We start from the raw sequence: 17,739 nt of genomic DNA on the forward strand, positions 1-17,739 counted from the left end.
TCACTGAAAAACCAAAAGAAAAAATGATAACTAAAAGCGAGCCAATCACAGAGGTCATCATTAGGGCGAACAGTGCTATGGGCAGGCCCATAATCACCGCACGCTTTCTAATGTTTTTATATACTTCAAAGGTCTTCACTGGTCTTTACTATTTAATGGCTAAATCCCACTTAGCAACCTAGACTACAATGGTAATGAGATATGTAAAGATGCCCACGACCGCACCAGCTATGAGGACAAATACCAATACGCGCGTGATACCTTTCTTTAAATCGGCATTCTCGCCAAAGAAATGACCTGCGTTGAACAAAAATCCAATAAGGAAAATAACTCCTAAAATGATGGGAAATATGGTTCTGATGGTGTCGGAAACATCGTTTACGGAATCTTCAATACCTCCAATCTGTGCAAATAAGGCATTTGAAAGCGTAACGAATAAAGCGGTTAGATAAAGTGATTTTTTCATACTAAAATGGTTTAAGTTTTATTTCATTTTTGATATATGAAAAATACGTTATATTTGAATATAAATACTTGATTTTCAATATTTTATAAAATAATTTTATTTGATTTTGTTTGATTTTAAATGGCATTAAAAGGCTTTAAATTTTATGGATTTTGAAGAATAAGAGGAACCCAACCCTAAAAATGAATTGGAAAAAAACGCTCAAAAACGTCAGTTTTGTGATTTTGATGTTAAAAATATGTCTGGTTTTTGGTCAGAAAAAAATCATCGTCATCGATCCTGGCCATGGTGGAAATGATTCCGGTGCCATTGGCATAAATGGCATCCTAGAAAAGGATATTGCTATACAAGTTGCAAAAGAGATTTTGAATTTCAATAAAACGCTTTTTGAAGATGCATATGATGTCTATTTAACGAGATATAAGGACACCTTAATATCTTTAAGGGATAGAAGCCGGTTGGCCAAAAGCCTAGATGCTGATGTATTTATCTCGCTGCATGGTAACGCTTCTCGAACCCAATCAAAAGGCATGGAAGTTTATATACATGCATCCAAAACCTCATGGGTTTTGGGAACGTCCATTTTGAATGAAACTACTGGAAAGCTGGGGTTAAAAAAACGCGGTGTGAAGTTCGCCAATTTTCAGGTACTGAGAGAAACTGTTGCTTTTTGCCCGAGTGTGCTTGTTGAGCTGGGATTTGTATCCAACAAAGATGAAGCCTATTATTTTTTGAGCTCCAGAAACATAAAGGCCATCGCTTTGGCTGTTTTTATAGGAATTATAAATTATTTAAAACCCGGATTATGAAATTTTTTTTGATTGAGATTGTAAAAAGTATAAGAGAGGTCATAATTGCAAATCTTAAGGAAATTGGGCGTTGGTTAACAGAAAAACAATAGTCCCTTAAAACTCCCTCCTTTTTAAACATGGAATGCCTTACCCATAATTTGTTGTTCTCTTTTTGAAATGCCATATTTATTGGCAAATGCCTCCCATTCTTTAACAACTGCCATTACTTCCTTTACTATTTGGTTCATTTGATTTCCGTCCAATCTAAAATATTCACCAACACTTTTTGCCAAATCATAATCCAAAGTATTATTATCCATATCAATATTTAAGGCTAACCCGTCTTTATCAATAGATGGGTTCAGATCATACGCTGGAGATAATACCCACCCTTTACATGTTAAAATAAATCCATGGTTACGGAGATGGTCGTCGGTATTTGAAATGGCTATATTGAATACAATTCGTCTCCAAAGTTGCTGCAAATTATCATTGACCATGGCACCATGGTTCTGAATAAATTCTGCCAATTCCAAATAGCTAGCTGGACTGTCCCTTATGGTTTCTTCATTGTTTCCTGTCATGGTCATGGCTGAAGCAAAATGAACACGTTCGCCATTATCCCTATCAAATCGTTTTGTAAAAAAGGTATTGAAGTTTCCCGCAATTTTTTCAATCTTTGATGGCGCCATGTGAATGCCAGCCTTTATTGCCAATTGATATGCAACATATTCCCATGCCGCTTTATCTATGGTATCGTTTTTAGAAGGAAACTTGGCTATCCAAAGATCTTTGTTTTCATCAAGGATGTTTGCTTTTGGTCTAGCACCCCCTAAAGAAGATCCTGGAGCCATCAAGACTGTCAACCATTTTTTTACTCCATCCGCACCTTCATCATTTTCAAAATTTCTCGCGGCATCCTGCAACTCCCTAACCGATGACCATGGGGGTGTTGGTGTTTGATTATTATTATCCAAAAAAGGCCCGTTCCTATCTATTTTAAATCGCAATGCGCCCATACGGCTCTCATCATACACGCCCAATAAATAATCTATCTCATAGAGGGTTTTTGCTTTTTCATTTTTTTCCTTTGCCTCTTGAGCTGCTCTGCGCTTCATTAAAGTTCTACCCCATGTATCAGGCATACTATCTAAAAATATTCCGAAATTCTCTTTATTGTTAGGGTATTGTGGCCCAGTGTAGAATTGTAAATCTGGATCCAAGAGCAATTGCTCCTTAGAGTTTATCCAATCCTTATCATACTCGAAACTAAATGCCTTTTTACCTTTCGCATAAAGTGCCGAAAGGGAGCCCACCAATTGTGGTGCTTCCATACCCTTCCAATGGGCATAAACGAATATCTCCAGTTTTCTTTTTGCCATGTTATAATAGATCTAAATCCTGTAACTTTCTGCCAAACTCGTCATCAGATGCCAATTTCAAAAAATCGTCTTGCAATCCCAAAACACGTAATACATTAAAATATGCGCCCATTGATACTTTTGAATGCCCCTTTTCTATTTGATATAAGGTAGTTCTGTCTATACCGGCACGTTCTGAAACTTGTATTGTTGTAAGTTTTCGCCGTTTACGTGCGAGCTTGATGTTTTCACCTAAACGTTCCATAATTTTCTGATGCTTGGGGAAAATTACATTTTTCTTAGATTTCATTTTTGTTGAATATTTTAAACAAATGTATGCATTTTGTTGATAATAAACAACATTTTTGAATTCTACACAACTTTATTCATTATTTTCGCTTATCTTCAACCGCACTATCAAAAGCAATTAAATTAAACAATTCACGCATTCGTGATCGTACACGGTTCCCATAACGTTCTTCCAGTTCTTGGGCATTTAGGTTTGTTGTAGCATGGGTTTTTATGCCATTTTCCAAAAACAAATCATATCTGGACAGTATGATTTCTCCCATGACATTGCAATCCTTCCCAAAATGACGTCCCGTAGGCTCTACTCCCAGATCATCAAAACAAAAGTAATTGGTGTTCCCATAATCTTCAATGGTTTTATAGCCTATATGGTTAAATCCAAAAACAATATTTCTTGCTGGAATCATTTTATAGGGCTTTATATGTGGAACGATATACCTCATTAATTTCATCAAACTTGTTTTTCCACAGCCAACGGGACCAGACAATAGAATACCTTTATTGGTATCCAAATTAAAACGCTTACAATTGGCTTCGTCCTTGATAAAATAATTACATAATTTGAAAATAATTTCTCGATCTTCTTCTATGATATTAAACTTCTCCCCAAACAGTAATTTACCCTTGCTATTGAGATATGTTAGGATCTTACTGAAATCATAAATGATTTCATTGACTTTAAGCTCCCCTAATTGATATTGTTTCTTGCCTTCGATGATGATGTGTGGACTTAAATTTTTCATAGCGGCTCATCATAGTTTTTATCGGAATTGGTCTTGAGGTTGTCCTGATATTGGTCAACCGCTTGTGGTATGTTATTCTTTTTAGAATTTTGAACCGTAGATTTTTTTAAAATTTCGGGTTTGTTAATATTTTTTTGGTTTGTTAGTGTTTGTAAAGGTTTGTTTATAGATACCAGTGCTTGTCCATCGCTAGCACAAATTTTGATCTGGCTAGAGTCCAAGGCTTGTCCATGGCTAGTACAAAAATTGAACATCCTTATTTTACTACCATGAAATGCATTATGTGAGGGCAAATACTCCAAATAACTCCAATGGTTTAACTCTTTTATGCAGCGATGGTAGGTTGTTCTTGAACCAATTTTAGATAGTTTCATCACATCATCCCTGTTGATGTAAAACTCATTCCTAAAGAAGTTAATGTTCCATAAGTAGAACAAGGCCATATATAAACTAATATGGGTTGGATTTAACCGGAAATCTTTGGAAATAAGGACAAAAAAAGTATTCAGATGTTTAATATAATTGGTGTTTTCCAAAACCCTTTAGAGTCTGTTATCAACCTTATTCTTTTCCAGGACTTGCATGATTTCCTGGTAATCATAATATAATACCCCGCCCACTTTGGTGTAGGGCAGTGTTCCATTGATCCTCAAATTTTGCAGTGTCCCAGGGGAAATACCTAATAAATCCCTAACCTCTGGTGATTTCAACCATTTTTTAAAGGGTTGACCAGATTGATTGCTTAGAACTTGTTTGATGTCTTCGAGCAATTCCATTTTGAATTCCCGAAGATCTTCTGTAGTGATAATAATTGCTGACATAAGTTTCCGTTTTTAAAAAAAGTAAAGCCGCCAATAAATCCCTTAATTAATATGACGACTTTACAGTGATTTGACTTTCGTTGTACAAATCTGAAGAACTTATTTCTTATAATATCCATAGTCCACCTAGAGGTGGGAGATTTTAATTTCTCTGATTTCTCCATTTAATGATCGATACTTGAAGAAAGTGAGATTTTAAAAAGTAATAAACGGAACCAAAATTTATGGCTTGCCTCTTTTAAACCTTCCACCCAAGATGGGGCTAGATTGGGATCATTCATCGGCATTCTGAAAGCGTTGGTTCAATACCTCAATCAATCTATCCAAGAACTTTGTTTTACTGCACTTTCTAGCCCTTATTTCGATAAATGTATGGTAATAATTTCCTAGGTCGATATTAAAGATTTGCTCAAACATGGAGGCCATTTCTTTAATGTCCGCGGTTCCACTATTGATAGCACCACTATCATGCAGTGCATATATCAGCTCAATTAATTCTGTTTTGTTTCCTGTCCAGAAAAGCTTCGTAGATTGCTTCATGGGATTTAATTTGGGGTTATCGTTAATACTTTCTAATTTTTTAATCTCTTGTTGTAAATAAACAATCAGCATATCAAATGCCATTATGGTAGCCACCGTGCAGTCTTGGCATGTTGAGAACTCTTCATCAATAAAGGCATGGTACGATTCTGTTGGGGACCTTAGATCAGACTGACCTCTTATAAAATACTGCTCATCCAAAGTTGTTGATCCCCTCCTGTAATAATGATAGAACTCAAGGTTATCATTAAAATAAACCTGTAACTTATTAATTTGTCCATTCAAGTATTTTACTTGAAATTTTGCACTGCTTCTAGGTCTTTTACTTTCAATATGATATAATTTCACATAGTAAATGAGTTTACTGAATATTTGGGGCTTTATATGCTTAAAGAACTTGATCTCCTCCTCAATGGAGAAAAACCCTTTTTCAACGACCCGCTTTCTCAAATGTTTAATACATTTTTCACTTTGGGTAATTCCCGTTTCTGCTTTATAAAGGATATCTTCATTAATGGCTTCCAAAGTTTCCAATTTAGACTCAAATTCAGTTATCAATTCTTGGTATTTTATAGACATATAAACCGTAATTCATTCCAATCATTCTCATTCCAAAACCCCCATTAACTCTAAGGTGTAATTGTCCGAGGTTTGTATATAGGCAAAGGCCTCCTCAACTTTAGCCCCTAATTTTCTTTTCTCAAATGAAGCGGTCATACCTAAATCAATATGCATGAACTTAAGATTTATGGCTCTTTTAATCGTCTGAAACAACAATTGACGGTAGGTATGGTAAGTAGCCAAGTAATCGTAATCCAATCCCACGAATGATGGTACATAACTTATATTTTGGTTCTTGTAACATAACATGACCCCAATGATCTTTTCAGGTACTTCCAGCGTGTTTACTACTATAAATTCCCAATAGGGACTGTCTGACATACTTTGGAATAATTTTTCTGGAAATGAAAAGGTATTCAAACCCAAATTGTTCTGGTGGACCTGGTTGTATAATTCCTGAATGCGATTAAGCTGCAATTTATCACAGGATTTAAGAAACCTAATATCCAATGTGGACTCTACATCCAATATTTCCCTTCTCAAATGGCGTCTATTTCTTGAGGATAATTTGGCTATATAACTGTCTAGGGTCTCTTGAAAGCCCAAATCGATTTTACAGGTATTTGGCATTTGCACCCTTACAAAACCCTGCCCCTGGAAATAATCATGGAGCTTATCCTTTATTAAAAAATCCCTGAGTACGATCATTTTGGCTTTCGTTTGATGTTCCAATATTTCCATGGTCTGCATGAGAGCGTCCAATGCCTGTTGTTTTAAAGGATGTTTACTTTGCAAATACAGATGTCTGCCTTCGGTAAAAAGGGATCCCATACCCAATACCGTGGAAGTGAGGTAATGTGGATTTGTTCTTCGGGTTTCTTCAATAGCTTTGGAAGCCGTTTCCTTTGCCAACATATCATCCTTCCATAACCCGACTGTAAAATAAGTAGCCAATATTGGCTCGCTTTTATCATCAAGGATAACCAAATATTTAAATTTCCAATTATGTTCCAATAATTCATTACCTTGAAATACCTTTTCCAAAAACCTTAAACCCTCCCAATCAAAAACCCCGTGGTTACCAAGACATTTGTTCCAAAGCCCCTTATCAATTTTCATTATGGAATTTTCCAATGTTACTGTAAGGTCTGACGGTAAACTTTCCTTAAGGTTTGTCTTTACTTCCAACTTGAATGCCTTACGGACCCGTGGTAAATTCGTTTGGGTATCCTCAAGGGATTTTGGAAAATGGTGAACCATTGCTGCTACCAATTCCTTGATTTCGGCACGTTCATTATGCCTAGAAATGGTGATTCGAACTCCAGTATTTTTTACGGGTACGGCAGGAAATATCCCGAGGTTAACGTAAAACCCCTCTTTCATAAGCCTACTTACAAAATTATAGCCTGTTTTAGGCATGCCCGTTCCGATGAAAAAAACAGGGGAATTATTATGGTCAATAAGTGGTAAATCCGTTTCTTTCAACAAATCATTAAAATAGTCCACACGCTCCCTCAGATCATTTTGAAGGGTGTATATTTCAGGTGTCAAATGGATCTTGGCAGAAGCCGTTGCGGCTGCTACCGAAGCAGGTTCCAATTGTGCTGAAAAGGTCAAGGGGCCTCCAAAGGTTTTAATTTCATGGTACATCTTCTTGTTGGAGCATACCAAAACAGCACCACTTGCCCCAAAGGTTTTACTGAGTGTCCCAAAAAGAAGTATGTTTTCAGTGAGTGTTTTCAGTTCGCTCAGGGCATACCCAGTGCCATTTTTCCCAATCCAGCTCATCCCGTGAACATCATCAATGTACAGATACAACTGGGGATATTTTTGGCAAAGTGTTTTTAAATCTTGAAGTGGTGAAAAATCCCCGTACATGGAATAAATCCCGTCTGCCATATACCAAATTCTTTTATGCCTATCTGATAGCCTTTTTATTTTATCCTCAAGCATATTAAGATCATTATGCCGAATCATATCAATAGGAACACTTCTGTTCTTGAGTACCTTGGCCGCGCTCTGGACACTCCAATGTACTTGGTGGTCCAGTATGATGGCATCTTGGTCGCTAACGGCATTGGGGATAACACCCATATGTCCCAAAGTACTGTTTTTCGTAATGATGATTGGATTTTGGTACATAGCTGTTACCGTTTCCTCCAGTTCCCTATACAGGGGATTGGAAATATAGGATTTGGATAAGGGAAATTGGGTACCATATTTTGAGATGGCCTCAATGGCCGCTGCCTTTAATCTGGAATCCTGTTCAAGCCCCAAGTAGCCTGTTGTACCAAAATGAAATAGTTTTCTGTTATTGATTCCTATGGTTCTTCCTGAAAAATCATCGCCCTCAGCATAAAGGTGCATGACACCTTCTTGTTTGGCATCCGTAAAAACGTCATTAACAGTATCCAAAAAATTATTGTGCTTTATCTTAGCCATATCGATAGATTTTAAATGTGATTTAATTTAGCTGAATTTGTAGGATATTGGATGCCAAGTCCATTCCAAACTCCCTAACAGTCAACTTATAATCCTTTGGAGGCAAAAAAAGGCAGTTTATTACTACACGTATTGCACCCACCATGATTTACTCTGTTGTTTATTTTGTAAGTTTAGAATGTCAAACCAGTTTTCTTTTTTACCATGCGGAATTATTTCGAAAATGATTATACCTCTTATAAATACCAAGAGGGTATTCTTTATGTTACATATCATGAGGGAGTCAGTATTGATTTAAAGGCCGCTGTAAAAATTGTTGAGGACCGACTATTTATCCATGAAGGCTTGCACTTACCCGTTTTAGTTGATATTCGGGGCATAAAGGAAATAGATAAACCTGCCCGGGCGTATCTGGCCATTGAGGGTTCAACTTTAATAAAGGCGGTTGCTGTAATTGTAAGACCTCCAGTTTCCAAGATGTTATCCGAATTTTACATCCGAACCAGTAATCCCATCGTTCCCACCCAGTCCTTTGATAAGATCGAGGAAGCCATCATATTTTTAAAAACCCATATAAGTTAAAGCAAACCTGAAAATTACCTGTTATAACGTATAATGTCTCTCACTATTCTTTTAAATTAAATACTGGAAGTGAGCTCTATAAAAAAACAACGAATTAAAAATATCCACCAAATGCTTTTGGAAATGGCCTCCGGCAATTTCTTTTATCGTCTGGAACGCACAGATAAAAATGACAATTTGGAGTCCATAAGCATATCACTTAACATGTTGGCAGAGGAAATACAGGGTATACTTCTGCACCAAGGCTATGCCAATTCCAACAACCTCATGGTAGAAATTATTCAAATGAGTTTCATACTGGATGACAAAGGTTATATTGATATGGTCACCCAACAGTCGTGTAACATATTATCCTTATCACATTCCGAACTCATAGGTCTACCCATTACGTCCATTTTGGACAACCCCTCAAAAATGACATGGGAGGCTATTTATCGATTGCAAAAAGACAATATTTTCTTCAGTTCCAGTGCCATGTTAACATTTAAGACCCAAGGGAGCCTGGCAATTCCAAAAGCTTGTTACATCACAACCTTTACCGATAAAAATAAAGCACAGACGAAAACACTGGTCAGTGCGATTCACCACGCCTCAAATGACACAATGATGGATCAGGAATTAAAAACGCATATTCAAGGATTGTCAAAAACCCAAAGCTTGAGTACCAAAACACTTCCAAAAGCAGAAACCAAACAAAAGCCCAAGTTAAGTTTTGATGATATCCGTAAAATAAGAAAGGGACATGAGACCATTCTCAATAACTTGGAAAAAGACCTGCCTTCCCTAAAGGAATTTGCACTGCAGTTGGGCACCAATGAATTTAAATTAAAATATGGTTTTAGGGAATTATATGGCACCAGTGTCTTTAAGTTTTTATTGGATGAGCGCCTAAGAAAATCCAAAATGATGATTCAATATTCCGACCAGGCCCTAAAGACCATAGCCCATAAAACAGGCTTTAAAAGCATGCCGCATTTTTCCAGGGCCTTTAAAAAACGCTTTGGATATGCACCCAGCGAATTGCGCAAAAAACTATCAAAAACAGATTAAAACCTTTAAAGATTATACCCAAAAATAAATAAATCCCCCGCAAGCAAAACCTTATCCCGTTCAAATAAATTTTACTGTGGAACTTTACCATATCAAATCAAAAGCTATGGAAGGTTTAAAATCAGGCTATAAAATACTGTTAAAAAGTATCATCTATCTCTATGTTATTCTTTTTGTTTACACGGCAACCAGTAAACTGCTTGCTTTTGAGGTTTTTGAAACCCGCCTTTTCAAATCCCCCTTGATTTCGGATTACGCGGACACCTTAGCTTATGCCATCCCCTTGATTGAATATCTAATTACTGTTTTTTTACTGTTTCCTAAAACCATAAATATAGGATTATATGCCAGTTTGGGTTTAATGACCTTGTTCACGGCATACATCATTTACATCTTGAATTTCAGTTCGTCCATTCCTTGTTCCTGTGGTGGTGTTTTGGAATCTTTGGGATGGCGGGAACATCTCATTTTTAATCTTTCATTCATCGTACTTGCCATTGTTGGCATCCTTTTATCTAACCAACAACAATCATATAAGCTCAAAAAATATACTGCGTAGTGCCAGGGGAAAGACTGAAAACCTGTAAAAAAGAGTAGGTCATTAATTTTAATACCATTTATTATGAAAACAAGAATTTTTAAAATCGTATTACCGCTTTTTGCCATTCTATTGGCCATCAGCTTATCATTTGCCACAGAGGCAAAACGCGTCATCATAACAGGTTATTACGACCACCCTACCAATGGTTCAACACCTGTCTTGGTAGATTGTAATGATGTCTCAGGCTCATTTTGTATGTATGGTCCATACCAAGTGTTCAAATACCCAAACTTAACAGAGCCACTGCATAAAAACAATCAATAGTATTTATCTTTTTTTATGTAATTCGAAAAGGTGTCCAATTTGGACACCTTTTCTTGACTAACTCAAATACATAGTATCATAAAATACTAATTCTTATCCAGGCCTAAATATTTTCTGATCAGGGGTTCGAGACGTTCACCACGGGCATGGGTATCAACAATTCTACCAGATTTATCCAAAAGCCAAACCGTCGGTAATGAAGAAATTTTATAAAGCGAATGATAGCTTACATTCACCTTTGAGCCTTTATCCAAATATTGTGGCCATTTGGCATTTTGTTTATTAATTATATTCAGGACATGCTCTCTATCTGAATCACTGTTTGCGGCAATCCCAATGACCTCAAACCCTTTATCAGCATATTTTTCATACATCTTTTGAACATAGGGCATTTCAATGATACAGGGTGCACAGGCTGTTGACCAAAAATCCAATAGTACGACCTTGCCTCTCAAATCTTTTAAATCTATGTGACTACTGTCCATGGTAGTGAAGGTCATCTCCAATGGTTTTGAATCATCAAAAGCCTCTAAGTCATACAAGGCCTTAAGGTTTTCTTTAGCCATTTGATGTAATGCCATAATTTCTTTTTCATGCTTGTGTTCCGTATTTAGGGATAGGTCAAAGAAATACTTCCAACAGAGCTTGGTGAGTTCAGGGGCCAATAATTTTCGGGAAATCAAATTGACCAATTGTTCAATATATGAACTGATATCCTCAATATCGGAATATTTGAACAAAAGGCTTTCCATCCTAAGAAGAAATGGCTCCCAATAGAACCAACTAAACGCCTGCCAATAGCTGCTTTCCATATCCTTCTTTTGAAAATTTTGAAATTCATAAAGATACCTGGCATGTCTAAAGTCCCTTCCCAAAAGCGATATTTCAATTTTGAGTTTTTGTTCCCGTGTGGCATTTGATAACAAAAATTTAGAAACTAGACCCCTTCCTTTCTTTAGCCATTGTACCCGTGCCTCAATGTCTATGGGAATGGCTCTAAATTGACTGTATTTAAAAGCACGCTTGTCTTTTGCCGATTTCGCATCCTGTGACAAAAAAACTTTAGTACTGTCTGGTATTTGCTTTGAAATAAAACGTGGTTCAAATAAATAATAAAGATAGAACGTCAGGGTTTCAAAATAATGCTCACTATCTGGATATTTATCCATAAAGTTTTCAGCCAATTGTACTCTCTTAGTAAAAACGCTTTCCTCAAATAGCCTTTGTTCCAAAAATGTGGCATTGTCATACCATGCACATTGCAATGGCCAATCACAGAGATAGGCTTTCATGCTATCCAATTGGACCCAGGCCTTTTCTTCCTCGTTCTCAATATCAATGGTTCTGTTTTGTGCTATGATATTAGGTATTGTACATAATATCATAAGGCCTACTATAATTACTTTTGTCATTTTTATTTTCATGGTGTTGTTTTTATTTTAATTTCAAAATCATCCGAGAGCAAAATACATTTGCCTTGCGTCATATGGCACACTTGATATTCATAGGTACCTTTAATGATTGGGTTACTATCAAGGATTTTTACAGTTTGGGAAAACGTTGCTTTACCCTCAAAATAATTTACCGTGACATCGAACACTGTATCAAATTCACTCTTGGCACCCACTGGCTTAACAGTTCCCACAATTTTATATTTGGGCTGTGTTTCAAAACTGAATTCGGTCGGCATGGGTCCCATATCGTAGTTTTGAATATTACCATATAAATGCCAGCCTTCATCCAATATCACCTGAAAGACAATTTCAACGGTTTCATTTATCTTTACCTGTTCTTTAGAAACCTTATATTGCCACTTGGCAGGATTTAAAATTTGAGCCTGTGCCATACTAAAAACCAAGGAGAACCAAGCTACCCAAATCCATACCTTATTATTCATCATATTTATATCGATTATTGACTTCATTAAAATTTATTTTAAGATTTATTTAGCCTATCTGGTTTAGTATCCTAAATTTTGGGGCTTTAGATTTGGATTGATCAATATTTCATCCTCTGGGATAGGCAATAAAACCCTGGTTTCCATCCAGTCCATTTTTAATGGCCCCAGGACTTCAGTGGCCTTTTCCAAACGCTTTATATCAAACCAGCGAAGTCCCTGTTCCGTAAATAATTCCACTCGTCTTTCGTGATATATTGCCATCAGTAAATCATCATAATCCGAAAAAACAAGGGCTCCAAGACCAGCACGGGCTCTAATAATATTTACATCCTCTAAGGCGCCTGAATAATCCCCTAATTGGGTTTTGGCCTCCGCTCGAATCAAATATTGTTCGGACAACCGGAACCTAATAGCATATTCCAAGGATGTCGTTTCATTAAAATCCGCTTTGTACTTATTCGGATAGTATAGGGTTGTAAGACCATCACTGCTTGTTATATTGGCAACCCAATTCGTAAATCTCAGGTCATCGGTCTCGAAAGCATCCAATAAACCTTGGCTCAATGCATAGGTTTGTCCAGGAATACCTCTGATAATAAATTGGTTGGCTTCATAGGTGTTTTTATTGTTGACCCCATCAGGTATTAATTGCCAGATAGTTTCTGGGGAGCTCTTCAAAAAAACATTATTTAAATCAGCCTCCAATGTAAAACTATCCATGACCTCATTAGTGATAGTTTCAGCTAATTCCCACTGTTCAGTCTGGAGGTAAACACGTGCCAAAAGTGCCTTACCAACATTCTGGTTTGGAATGACGCGCTCCCCAGTTTGGTCAGCAACATCCATGAGTTGAACTGCATGGGTTAAATCTGAAATGATGTTTTGGTAAACTTCATCCTCTGAATTTCTCCCAACCACATTGTTTTCCAAATAATTGGTTGTTGTGATATAAGGAACATCCCCAAACACTTGCACCAATAAACTGTGCATATAGGCACGTACAAAAAGTGCTTGTCCCATAAAATTATTCCTGTCCTCGACACTCAAAGCATTACTAACAGCCAAACCTTCAATAATGGCATTGGACGCATAAATAATTTGGTAGCCCTCTTGCCACCAACTTTTTACAATACGATTTGTTGCAATGACTTGACTTTGGCTGAATTGTAACACAGCTGTATCAAAAGCAAAATAATCCAGTTCATCACTATAAATGCCCATATAAGTGGACAGCCCCAAGTGCCCTGAAACCATCCCAGCTTCTCGCATACTAAAGTAAATTTGAGCCAAGGCAGATGTTACTGTTGAAGCATCTTCAAATACGGTTTCTGACACCAGAATATTTTTTGGAGTATCAACTTCAACAAAATCACTACAGGAATTCATTGAAGAGATAAAAAACAGAAGGCCTATTAATTGTATGTTTTTACTAATCCAAAGAATGGACTGCAAATAGTTTTTTCGATAATTTTTTTCATTTTTATATAACATGGTCTTTAATTTTAAGTTAAAAGTGGCATTGAATGCCAAGGGTTATTTGCCTTAATGGAGGCAAAATGGCCGAGGAAGGTTGTTCTGGATCAGGCCCCTCAAAATTTGTAATTGTCAAAAGGTTTTGGCCTTGGATGTAAACACTCAAATCCAGACCAGAGCTCAAACTGGTTGGGAGCTTATAGGTCAATGAAATATTTCTTAACCGTATGAATGACGCATCCGATACGGCCGCACTACTTTCCGTTTGATATTCAAAGACATCAAACACTGAAGGATCAAAACCACTAATGGCACGCATTACAGGGTTGGTATCCCCAGGTTCTTGCCAGCGATCCAAGAGGCTTACAGGTCCGTTGGCACTGAATCCCGGTGCTACCATGGAAGCCATGTTATTATATGCCCGTTGTTTTTTAAACTGAAAAAAAACATCTAAGGTCAGACCCTTATATGTCAAGGTATTGCCCAGTCCTCCATAAAATTGGGGCGCAAAATCCTCTATCCATTGCTTATCCCCCAGGCTACTGATATTACCATCATCATTATAGTCCTCAAACTGATAAAGCCCAGTATCGGGATCTACACCAAGCGCATGGTACAGGCGATTAATGGTTAAGGGCTGTCCTATAATATAACGATTGGCAAATGTTGAGCTTTCCAATCCATCAAATGCCACTAATTTATTTTTGGGAATGGTTATGTTGAAAGAGGAAGTCCACTGAAAGTTCTGACCGTTGACCTGATGTGTTTTCAAAACTATTTCCAATCCTGTATTCTCAACAGTGGCATCAAAATTTCCTGTCAAACTGTTAAAACCAGTTGTAGCGGCCAATGGTATCCCAATAAGTTGATTGGACGAACGGTTTTGATACCATGAGGTATTTATGAAGACCTTTTCCCTAAACAATCCAAGTTCCAGCCCTAATTCCAGTTTTCTATTGGATTCCCACCCAAACAGAGGATTGAATATCCCTGTAGGCTGTAAAACAGCAATACCGTTATAATCATTTCCAGTTACACTGTAGGTATCCAAAAACCTATAATCACCAATATTATCGCTTCCCGTAATACCATAACTTCCACGTAGCTTACCAAAGCTTATCAAGCCATTATTATTGAACAATGCTTCTTCAGAAAATATCCACGCTAAACCAAGTGCGCCAAAATTTCCAAACTGCTTATCAGGACCAAAACGGGACGATCCATCGCGTCTACCTGTGAGATTAATGATATAGCGGTCCTTATACTTGACATTAACACGCCCAAATAGTGCATGGTAATGGTATTTGCTGTCCTCATCCTGCAAAATTTCATTGGTATTTGCAGCAGCACGATTCTCCAAAAGCTCATCACTTGGGAAACCAGTAGCCCTCATTACCGTTTGCCCAGAACTTTGGCTTTGGAATGTTGTCCCCACCAAAACATTAACGTCAACATCTTTCCATTGTTGGTTCCATTGCAGTTGGGGCTCTACAATCCATGACTGCCTTGAAGCCATATTGGTATTTATGGACGAATAGTTTTCAGGAGTAAACCCAAATCGGGGGCTTCTTGCCGAACTGGGCAATGTTTTTAAGGATTCCAAACGGTATACCGTATACCCCAAATTGGTTTTAATTTCCAAATTATTGAGTAGATTATAGGATACCCCAACATTAGTCAGGAACAGGTGTGTCTTTGCTTTGTATTTCTCGTCCAAAGCCGCCAATGGATTATTCCAAGTATTATTTTCCCAATTAATGTTTCCCTCGTCATCATAAAGTTTTGGTGCATTGGGAGGCAATAAATAAGCTAAATTTGTAAAATCCCTTTGGGGCAATAGATTATCCTCATAAGTATAATTTGTTGAGGCATTTATTTTAAAACGCATGTCTTTGGACTGGTGGTTCATTTGGCTATGGGTTGTCCATTTTTTGTATCGGGATTCACCAGGAAACACGGTGGTTTCTTTTTGGTAGCCACCACTCATTAAGAACTGTGTAGTTTCACTGCCCCCAGAAACGCTTACTTGCACAGTATTACGGTAGGATGTTCCTCCCAATAATATCTTTTGCCAATCGGTGTCACGGTTTGGATCCCAAGTTTTTATATCAGGCCAGAAAAAATCAAATGATGGTTCATCCAAAAGAAAACCAAAACCATCATTTTCAACCCCTTCCCTGCGCACCTCCAAATATTGCGAGGTGGACATGAGGTCCAAAAAGTTTGATACTTGTCCCAGTGTGGTCGTAAAATTTACACTCACTTTGGTTTGACCGATCTTACCCTTTTTTGTGGTAATAAGCACCACTCCATTAGCAGCCCTAGAACCATATATGGCTGTAGCATCGGCATCCTTTAGCACTTCAATACTTTCTATATCGTTTGGATTTATAGCATTTAAAGGACTGACATTGCCAGCGTTAATAGTAGATGACACCGCATTGCTCTCTAAAGATTGTGAACCATAGGGCACACCATCAATGATATATAAAGGCTCCGTATTACCATTTATAAAATTCTGCCCTCGAATATCTATATTAAACCCACCACCAGGCACCCCGGTGTTCTGCACAATGTTCACACCAGCCAAATGACCTTGCATAGCAGCTAAAGGATTGTTAGCAGGTTGTTTTTCGATGGTTTTGGAGGAGATCCTTCCAATATTTCCGGTACGCTCCTTATCCTTAACTTTATAATACCCTGCATTGATTTCTACTGTATTTAAGGCGGTAATATCGTCTTCCATTTGTATGTTCCATTGGGTTCGTCCCGCAACAGGCAATTCCAATGTCTTAAAACCCACAAAGGAAAATACCAAAACATCAGAGGCATTTACGGGAATGGTATAAGTGCCATTAAAGTCAGATACCCGACCTGTTTGGGTCCCTTTAACAATAATACTGACACCAGCCATAGGGATGCCATTGGTGTCAACAATGACACCTTGAATAGTTTTCTGTTGAATACCAAGTTTTGAGACAATCTTTGGTAAAGCATCTACCGTGAAGGAGCATGCCATAAGATATAAGATACACCATAGTGTACATTTTGAATTATTTTTCATAATTTTGAGTTAGAGGTTAACTAATCTTGTTAAATCAATACCTCCTACAGACCCTGCAAAAGTTTTGTGGGAGGTTATTTTATTTGTTTTATAATATCATAGGCATCTATATTTTATGTTATTGGATTACAATTAAAGATGAGCTATCCCTGACCCCATTAAACAATAGGATAAATACCTTAAGCCAGCCAGTGGATCAGGAAGACTCAAACAACAGGATTATCCTGTGCTTTTTTTCGGAAATCATTAAAATTGAAAAGGGTGTTATGGGATAAAAAAGGTTGCGTGTTCCGTAATGGTGTATAACGTCAATCCCACAAATGGCAAGTACTTATATTGGATTTTTAGGTTTCTTTTTAAACAGAATATCAAAAACGCTAACCTCTAGCCTTATGAGAAGCCATAAGTGAAGTTTGTGCTTTGGTTTATAAAACAGGTTCTGCATAATTATTTATGTTATGCGAATCGTTATGATAAAAAAACAACGCAAAGAACCTAGAGAGCAGTAACCTTTAAACATAAAAAAGGCATGGAACCCACCATATTGCCATTGAGGTACTGGTATACCGTGCAACAATAAGTGAGCCCACGCCCTAGGACGTGAGCATCTTACTTATCATCTCGTTGCAAAAATTACCAGTTTTCAATGGCGAGATTCAAAGCGAATGCTTCAATATTTTATTTGAAGAATCGCAAATGTATTAATTCTGTTGCTAATATAAGCAAATATTTCATATGTAGTATCATAACACTACATTATTTATTTCCAAT

Annotated in this window: 17 protein-coding genes; 5 read left to right on the forward strand and 12 right to left on the reverse strand. The window is 37.2% G+C overall.

The window, feature by feature from the left end:
* Nucleotides 1–178: 178 nt before the first annotated feature.
* Complete coding sequence (locus tag BT151_RS01715) at nt 179–466, reverse strand: hypothetical protein (protein ID WP_072400000.1); 288 nt, start codon at nt 464–466, stop codon at nt 179–181.
* 182 nt (nt 467–648) lie between these two features.
* On the opposite strand from BT151_RS01715, the gene BT151_RS01720 reads away from it, so the two are divergent.
* Nucleotides 649–1,275: an N-acetylmuramoyl-L-alanine amidase family protein gene (locus tag BT151_RS01720; RefSeq protein ID WP_072400001.1), complete on the forward strand. Its 627-nt coding sequence runs from the start codon at nt 649–651 to the stop codon at nt 1,273–1,275.
* A gap of 113 nt (nt 1,276–1,388) precedes the next feature.
* Here the strand turns inward: BT151_RS01720 and BT151_RS01725 are convergent, their stop codons facing one another.
* The 7 genes from BT151_RS01725 to BT151_RS01755 form a co-directional block, all read right to left on the reverse strand.
* Nucleotides 1,389–2,573, reverse strand: coding sequence for a type II toxin-antitoxin system HipA family toxin (locus BT151_RS01725; RefSeq protein ID WP_317041220.1), 1,185 nt, complete (start codon nt 2,571–2,573; stop codon nt 1,389–1,391).
* A 67-nt stretch (nt 2,574–2,640) separates the two neighbouring features.
* The gene (locus BT151_RS01730; RefSeq protein WP_072400005.1) at nt 2,641–2,928 is read right to left on the reverse strand and encodes a helix-turn-helix domain-containing protein; all 288 of its coding nucleotides are present in this window, start codon (nt 2,926–2,928) and stop codon (nt 2,641–2,643) included.
* A gap of 79 nt (nt 2,929–3,007) precedes the next feature.
* Complete coding sequence (locus tag BT151_RS01735; RefSeq protein ID WP_072400007.1) at nt 3,008–3,670, reverse strand: P-loop NTPase family protein; 663 nt, start codon at nt 3,668–3,670, stop codon at nt 3,008–3,010.
* Nucleotides 3,667–4,113 (reverse strand): hypothetical protein, encoded by a 447-nt coding sequence (locus BT151_RS01740; protein ID WP_317041221.1) that lies wholly within the window; start codon nt 4,111–4,113, stop codon nt 3,667–3,669. The genes BT151_RS01735 and BT151_RS01740 overlap by 4 nt, the downstream gene beginning before the upstream one ends.
* 99 nt (nt 4,114–4,212) lie before the next feature.
* Nucleotides 4,213–4,491 carry a helix-turn-helix domain-containing protein gene (locus BT151_RS01745; protein ID WP_072400011.1) on the reverse strand — a complete coding sequence of 93 codons (279 nt, stop codon included), beginning with the start codon at nt 4,489–4,491 and terminating at the stop codon, nt 4,213–4,215.
* Nucleotides 4,492–4,764: 273 nt separating this feature from the next.
* Nucleotides 4,765–5,556: an RteC domain-containing protein gene (locus BT151_RS01750; RefSeq protein ID WP_245794685.1), complete on the reverse strand. Its 792-nt coding sequence runs from the start codon at nt 5,554–5,556 to the stop codon at nt 4,765–4,767.
* Nucleotides 5,557–5,637: 81 nt separating this feature from the next.
* The gene (locus tag BT151_RS01755; RefSeq protein ID WP_072400015.1) at nt 5,638–8,034 is read right to left on the reverse strand and encodes an aminotransferase class I/II-fold pyridoxal phosphate-dependent enzyme; all 2,397 of its coding nucleotides are present in this window, start codon (nt 8,032–8,034) and stop codon (nt 5,638–5,640) included.
* Between the two features lie 204 nt (nt 8,035–8,238).
* Between BT151_RS01755 and BT151_RS01760 the strand changes: the two genes are divergently transcribed.
* From BT151_RS01760 to BT151_RS01775, 4 genes are all read left to right on the forward strand, one after another.
* Nucleotides 8,239–8,616: a DUF7793 family protein gene (locus BT151_RS01760; RefSeq protein WP_072400016.1), complete on the forward strand. Its 378-nt coding sequence runs from the start codon at nt 8,239–8,241 to the stop codon at nt 8,614–8,616.
* Nucleotides 8,617–8,685: 69 nt separating this feature from the next.
* Nucleotides 8,686–9,666, forward strand: a complete 981-nt coding sequence (locus BT151_RS01765; RefSeq protein ID WP_084647837.1) for a helix-turn-helix domain-containing protein — start codon at nt 8,686–8,688, stop codon at nt 9,664–9,666.
* A 106-nt stretch (nt 9,667–9,772) separates the two neighbouring features.
* Entirely contained in the window at nt 9,773–10,225 is a 453-nt protein-coding gene (locus BT151_RS01770; RefSeq protein WP_072400020.1) for a MauE/DoxX family redox-associated membrane protein, read from the forward strand.
* 63 nt (nt 10,226–10,288) lie between these two features.
* Nucleotides 10,289–10,531 carry a DUF6520 family protein gene (locus BT151_RS01775; protein WP_072400022.1) on the forward strand — a complete coding sequence of 81 codons (243 nt, stop codon included), beginning with the start codon at nt 10,289–10,291 and terminating at the stop codon, nt 10,529–10,531.
* 86 nt (nt 10,532–10,617) lie between these two features.
* Here BT151_RS01775 and BT151_RS18725 read toward each other — a convergent pair whose 3' ends face one another.
* The 4 genes from BT151_RS18725 to BT151_RS01795 are packed head-to-tail and all read right to left on the reverse strand — an operon-like array spanning nt 10,618 to nt 16,968.
* Entirely contained in the window at nt 10,618–11,955 is a 1,338-nt protein-coding gene (locus BT151_RS18725) for a TlpA family protein disulfide reductase (RefSeq protein ID WP_072400024.1), read from the reverse strand.
* Complete coding sequence (locus tag BT151_RS01785) at nt 11,952–12,455, reverse strand: protein-disulfide reductase DsbD domain-containing protein (protein WP_084647839.1); 504 nt, start codon at nt 12,453–12,455, stop codon at nt 11,952–11,954. Before BT151_RS01785 ends, BT151_RS18725 begins: the two co-directional genes overlap by 4 nt.
* A gap of 36 nt (nt 12,456–12,491) precedes the next feature.
* Nucleotides 12,492–13,922 carry a RagB/SusD family nutrient uptake outer membrane protein gene (locus BT151_RS01790; protein WP_072400961.1) on the reverse strand — a complete coding sequence of 477 codons (1,431 nt, stop codon included), beginning with the start codon at nt 13,920–13,922 and terminating at the stop codon, nt 12,492–12,494.
* A 16-nt stretch (nt 13,923–13,938) separates the two neighbouring features.
* On the reverse strand, nt 13,939–16,968 hold the full coding sequence (locus BT151_RS01795; RefSeq protein WP_072400028.1) for a SusC/RagA family TonB-linked outer membrane protein: 3,030 nt from the start codon (nt 16,966–16,968) through the stop codon (nt 13,939–13,941).
* Nucleotides 16,969–17,739: the final 771 nt, after the last annotated feature.

It is taken from the genome of Flaviramulus basaltis (assembly GCF_900114265.1).
GTDB lineage: Bacteria > Bacteroidota > Bacteroidia > Flavobacteriales > Flavobacteriaceae > Flaviramulus > Flaviramulus basaltis.

Bases quoted from the DNA above. Each gene is read 5' to 3' on its own strand.
- BT151_RS01715 (WP_072400000.1), bottom strand. From the start codon at position 466: ATGAAAAAATCACTTTATCTAACCGCTTTATTCGTTACGCTTTCAAAT.
- BT151_RS01720 (WP_072400001.1), top strand. From the start codon at position 649: ATGAATTGGAAAAAAACGCTCAAAAACGTCAGTTTTGTGATTTTGATG.
- BT151_RS01730 (WP_072400005.1), bottom strand. From the start codon at position 2,928: ATGAAATCTAAGAAAAATGTAATTTTCCCCAAGCATCAGAAAATTATG.
- BT151_RS01735 (WP_072400007.1), bottom strand. From the start codon at position 3,670: ATGAAAAATTTAAGTCCACACATCATCATCGAAGGCAAGAAACAATAT.
- BT151_RS01740 (WP_317041221.1), bottom strand. From the start codon at position 4,113: ATGGCCTTGTTCTACTTATGGAACATTAACTTCTTTAGGAATGAGTTT.
- BT151_RS01745 (WP_072400011.1), bottom strand. From the start codon at position 4,491: ATGTCAGCAATTATTATCACTACAGAAGATCTTCGGGAATTCAAAATG.
- BT151_RS01755 (WP_072400015.1), bottom strand. From the start codon at position 8,034: ATGGCTAAGATAAAGCACAATAATTTTTTGGATACTGTTAATGACGTT.
- BT151_RS01760 (WP_072400016.1), top strand. From the start codon at position 8,239: ATGCGGAATTATTTCGAAAATGATTATACCTCTTATAAATACCAAGAG.
- BT151_RS01770 (WP_072400020.1), top strand. From the start codon at position 9,773: ATGGAAGGTTTAAAATCAGGCTATAAAATACTGTTAAAAAGTATCATC.
- BT151_RS01775 (WP_072400022.1), top strand. From the start codon at position 10,289: ATGAAAACAAGAATTTTTAAAATCGTATTACCGCTTTTTGCCATTCTA.
- BT151_RS18725 (WP_072400024.1), bottom strand. From the start codon at position 11,955: ATGAAAATAAAAATGACAAAAGTAATTATAGTAGGCCTTATGATATTA.
- BT151_RS01785 (WP_084647839.1), bottom strand. From the start codon at position 12,455: ATGAAGTCAATAATCGATATAAATATGATGAATAATAAGGTATGGATT.
- BT151_RS01790 (WP_072400961.1), bottom strand. From the start codon at position 13,922: ATGTTATATAAAAATGAAAAAAATTATCGAAAAAACTATTTGCAGTCC.
- BT151_RS01795 (WP_072400028.1), bottom strand. From the start codon at position 16,968: ATGAAAAATAATTCAAAATGTACACTATGGTGTATCTTATATCTTATG.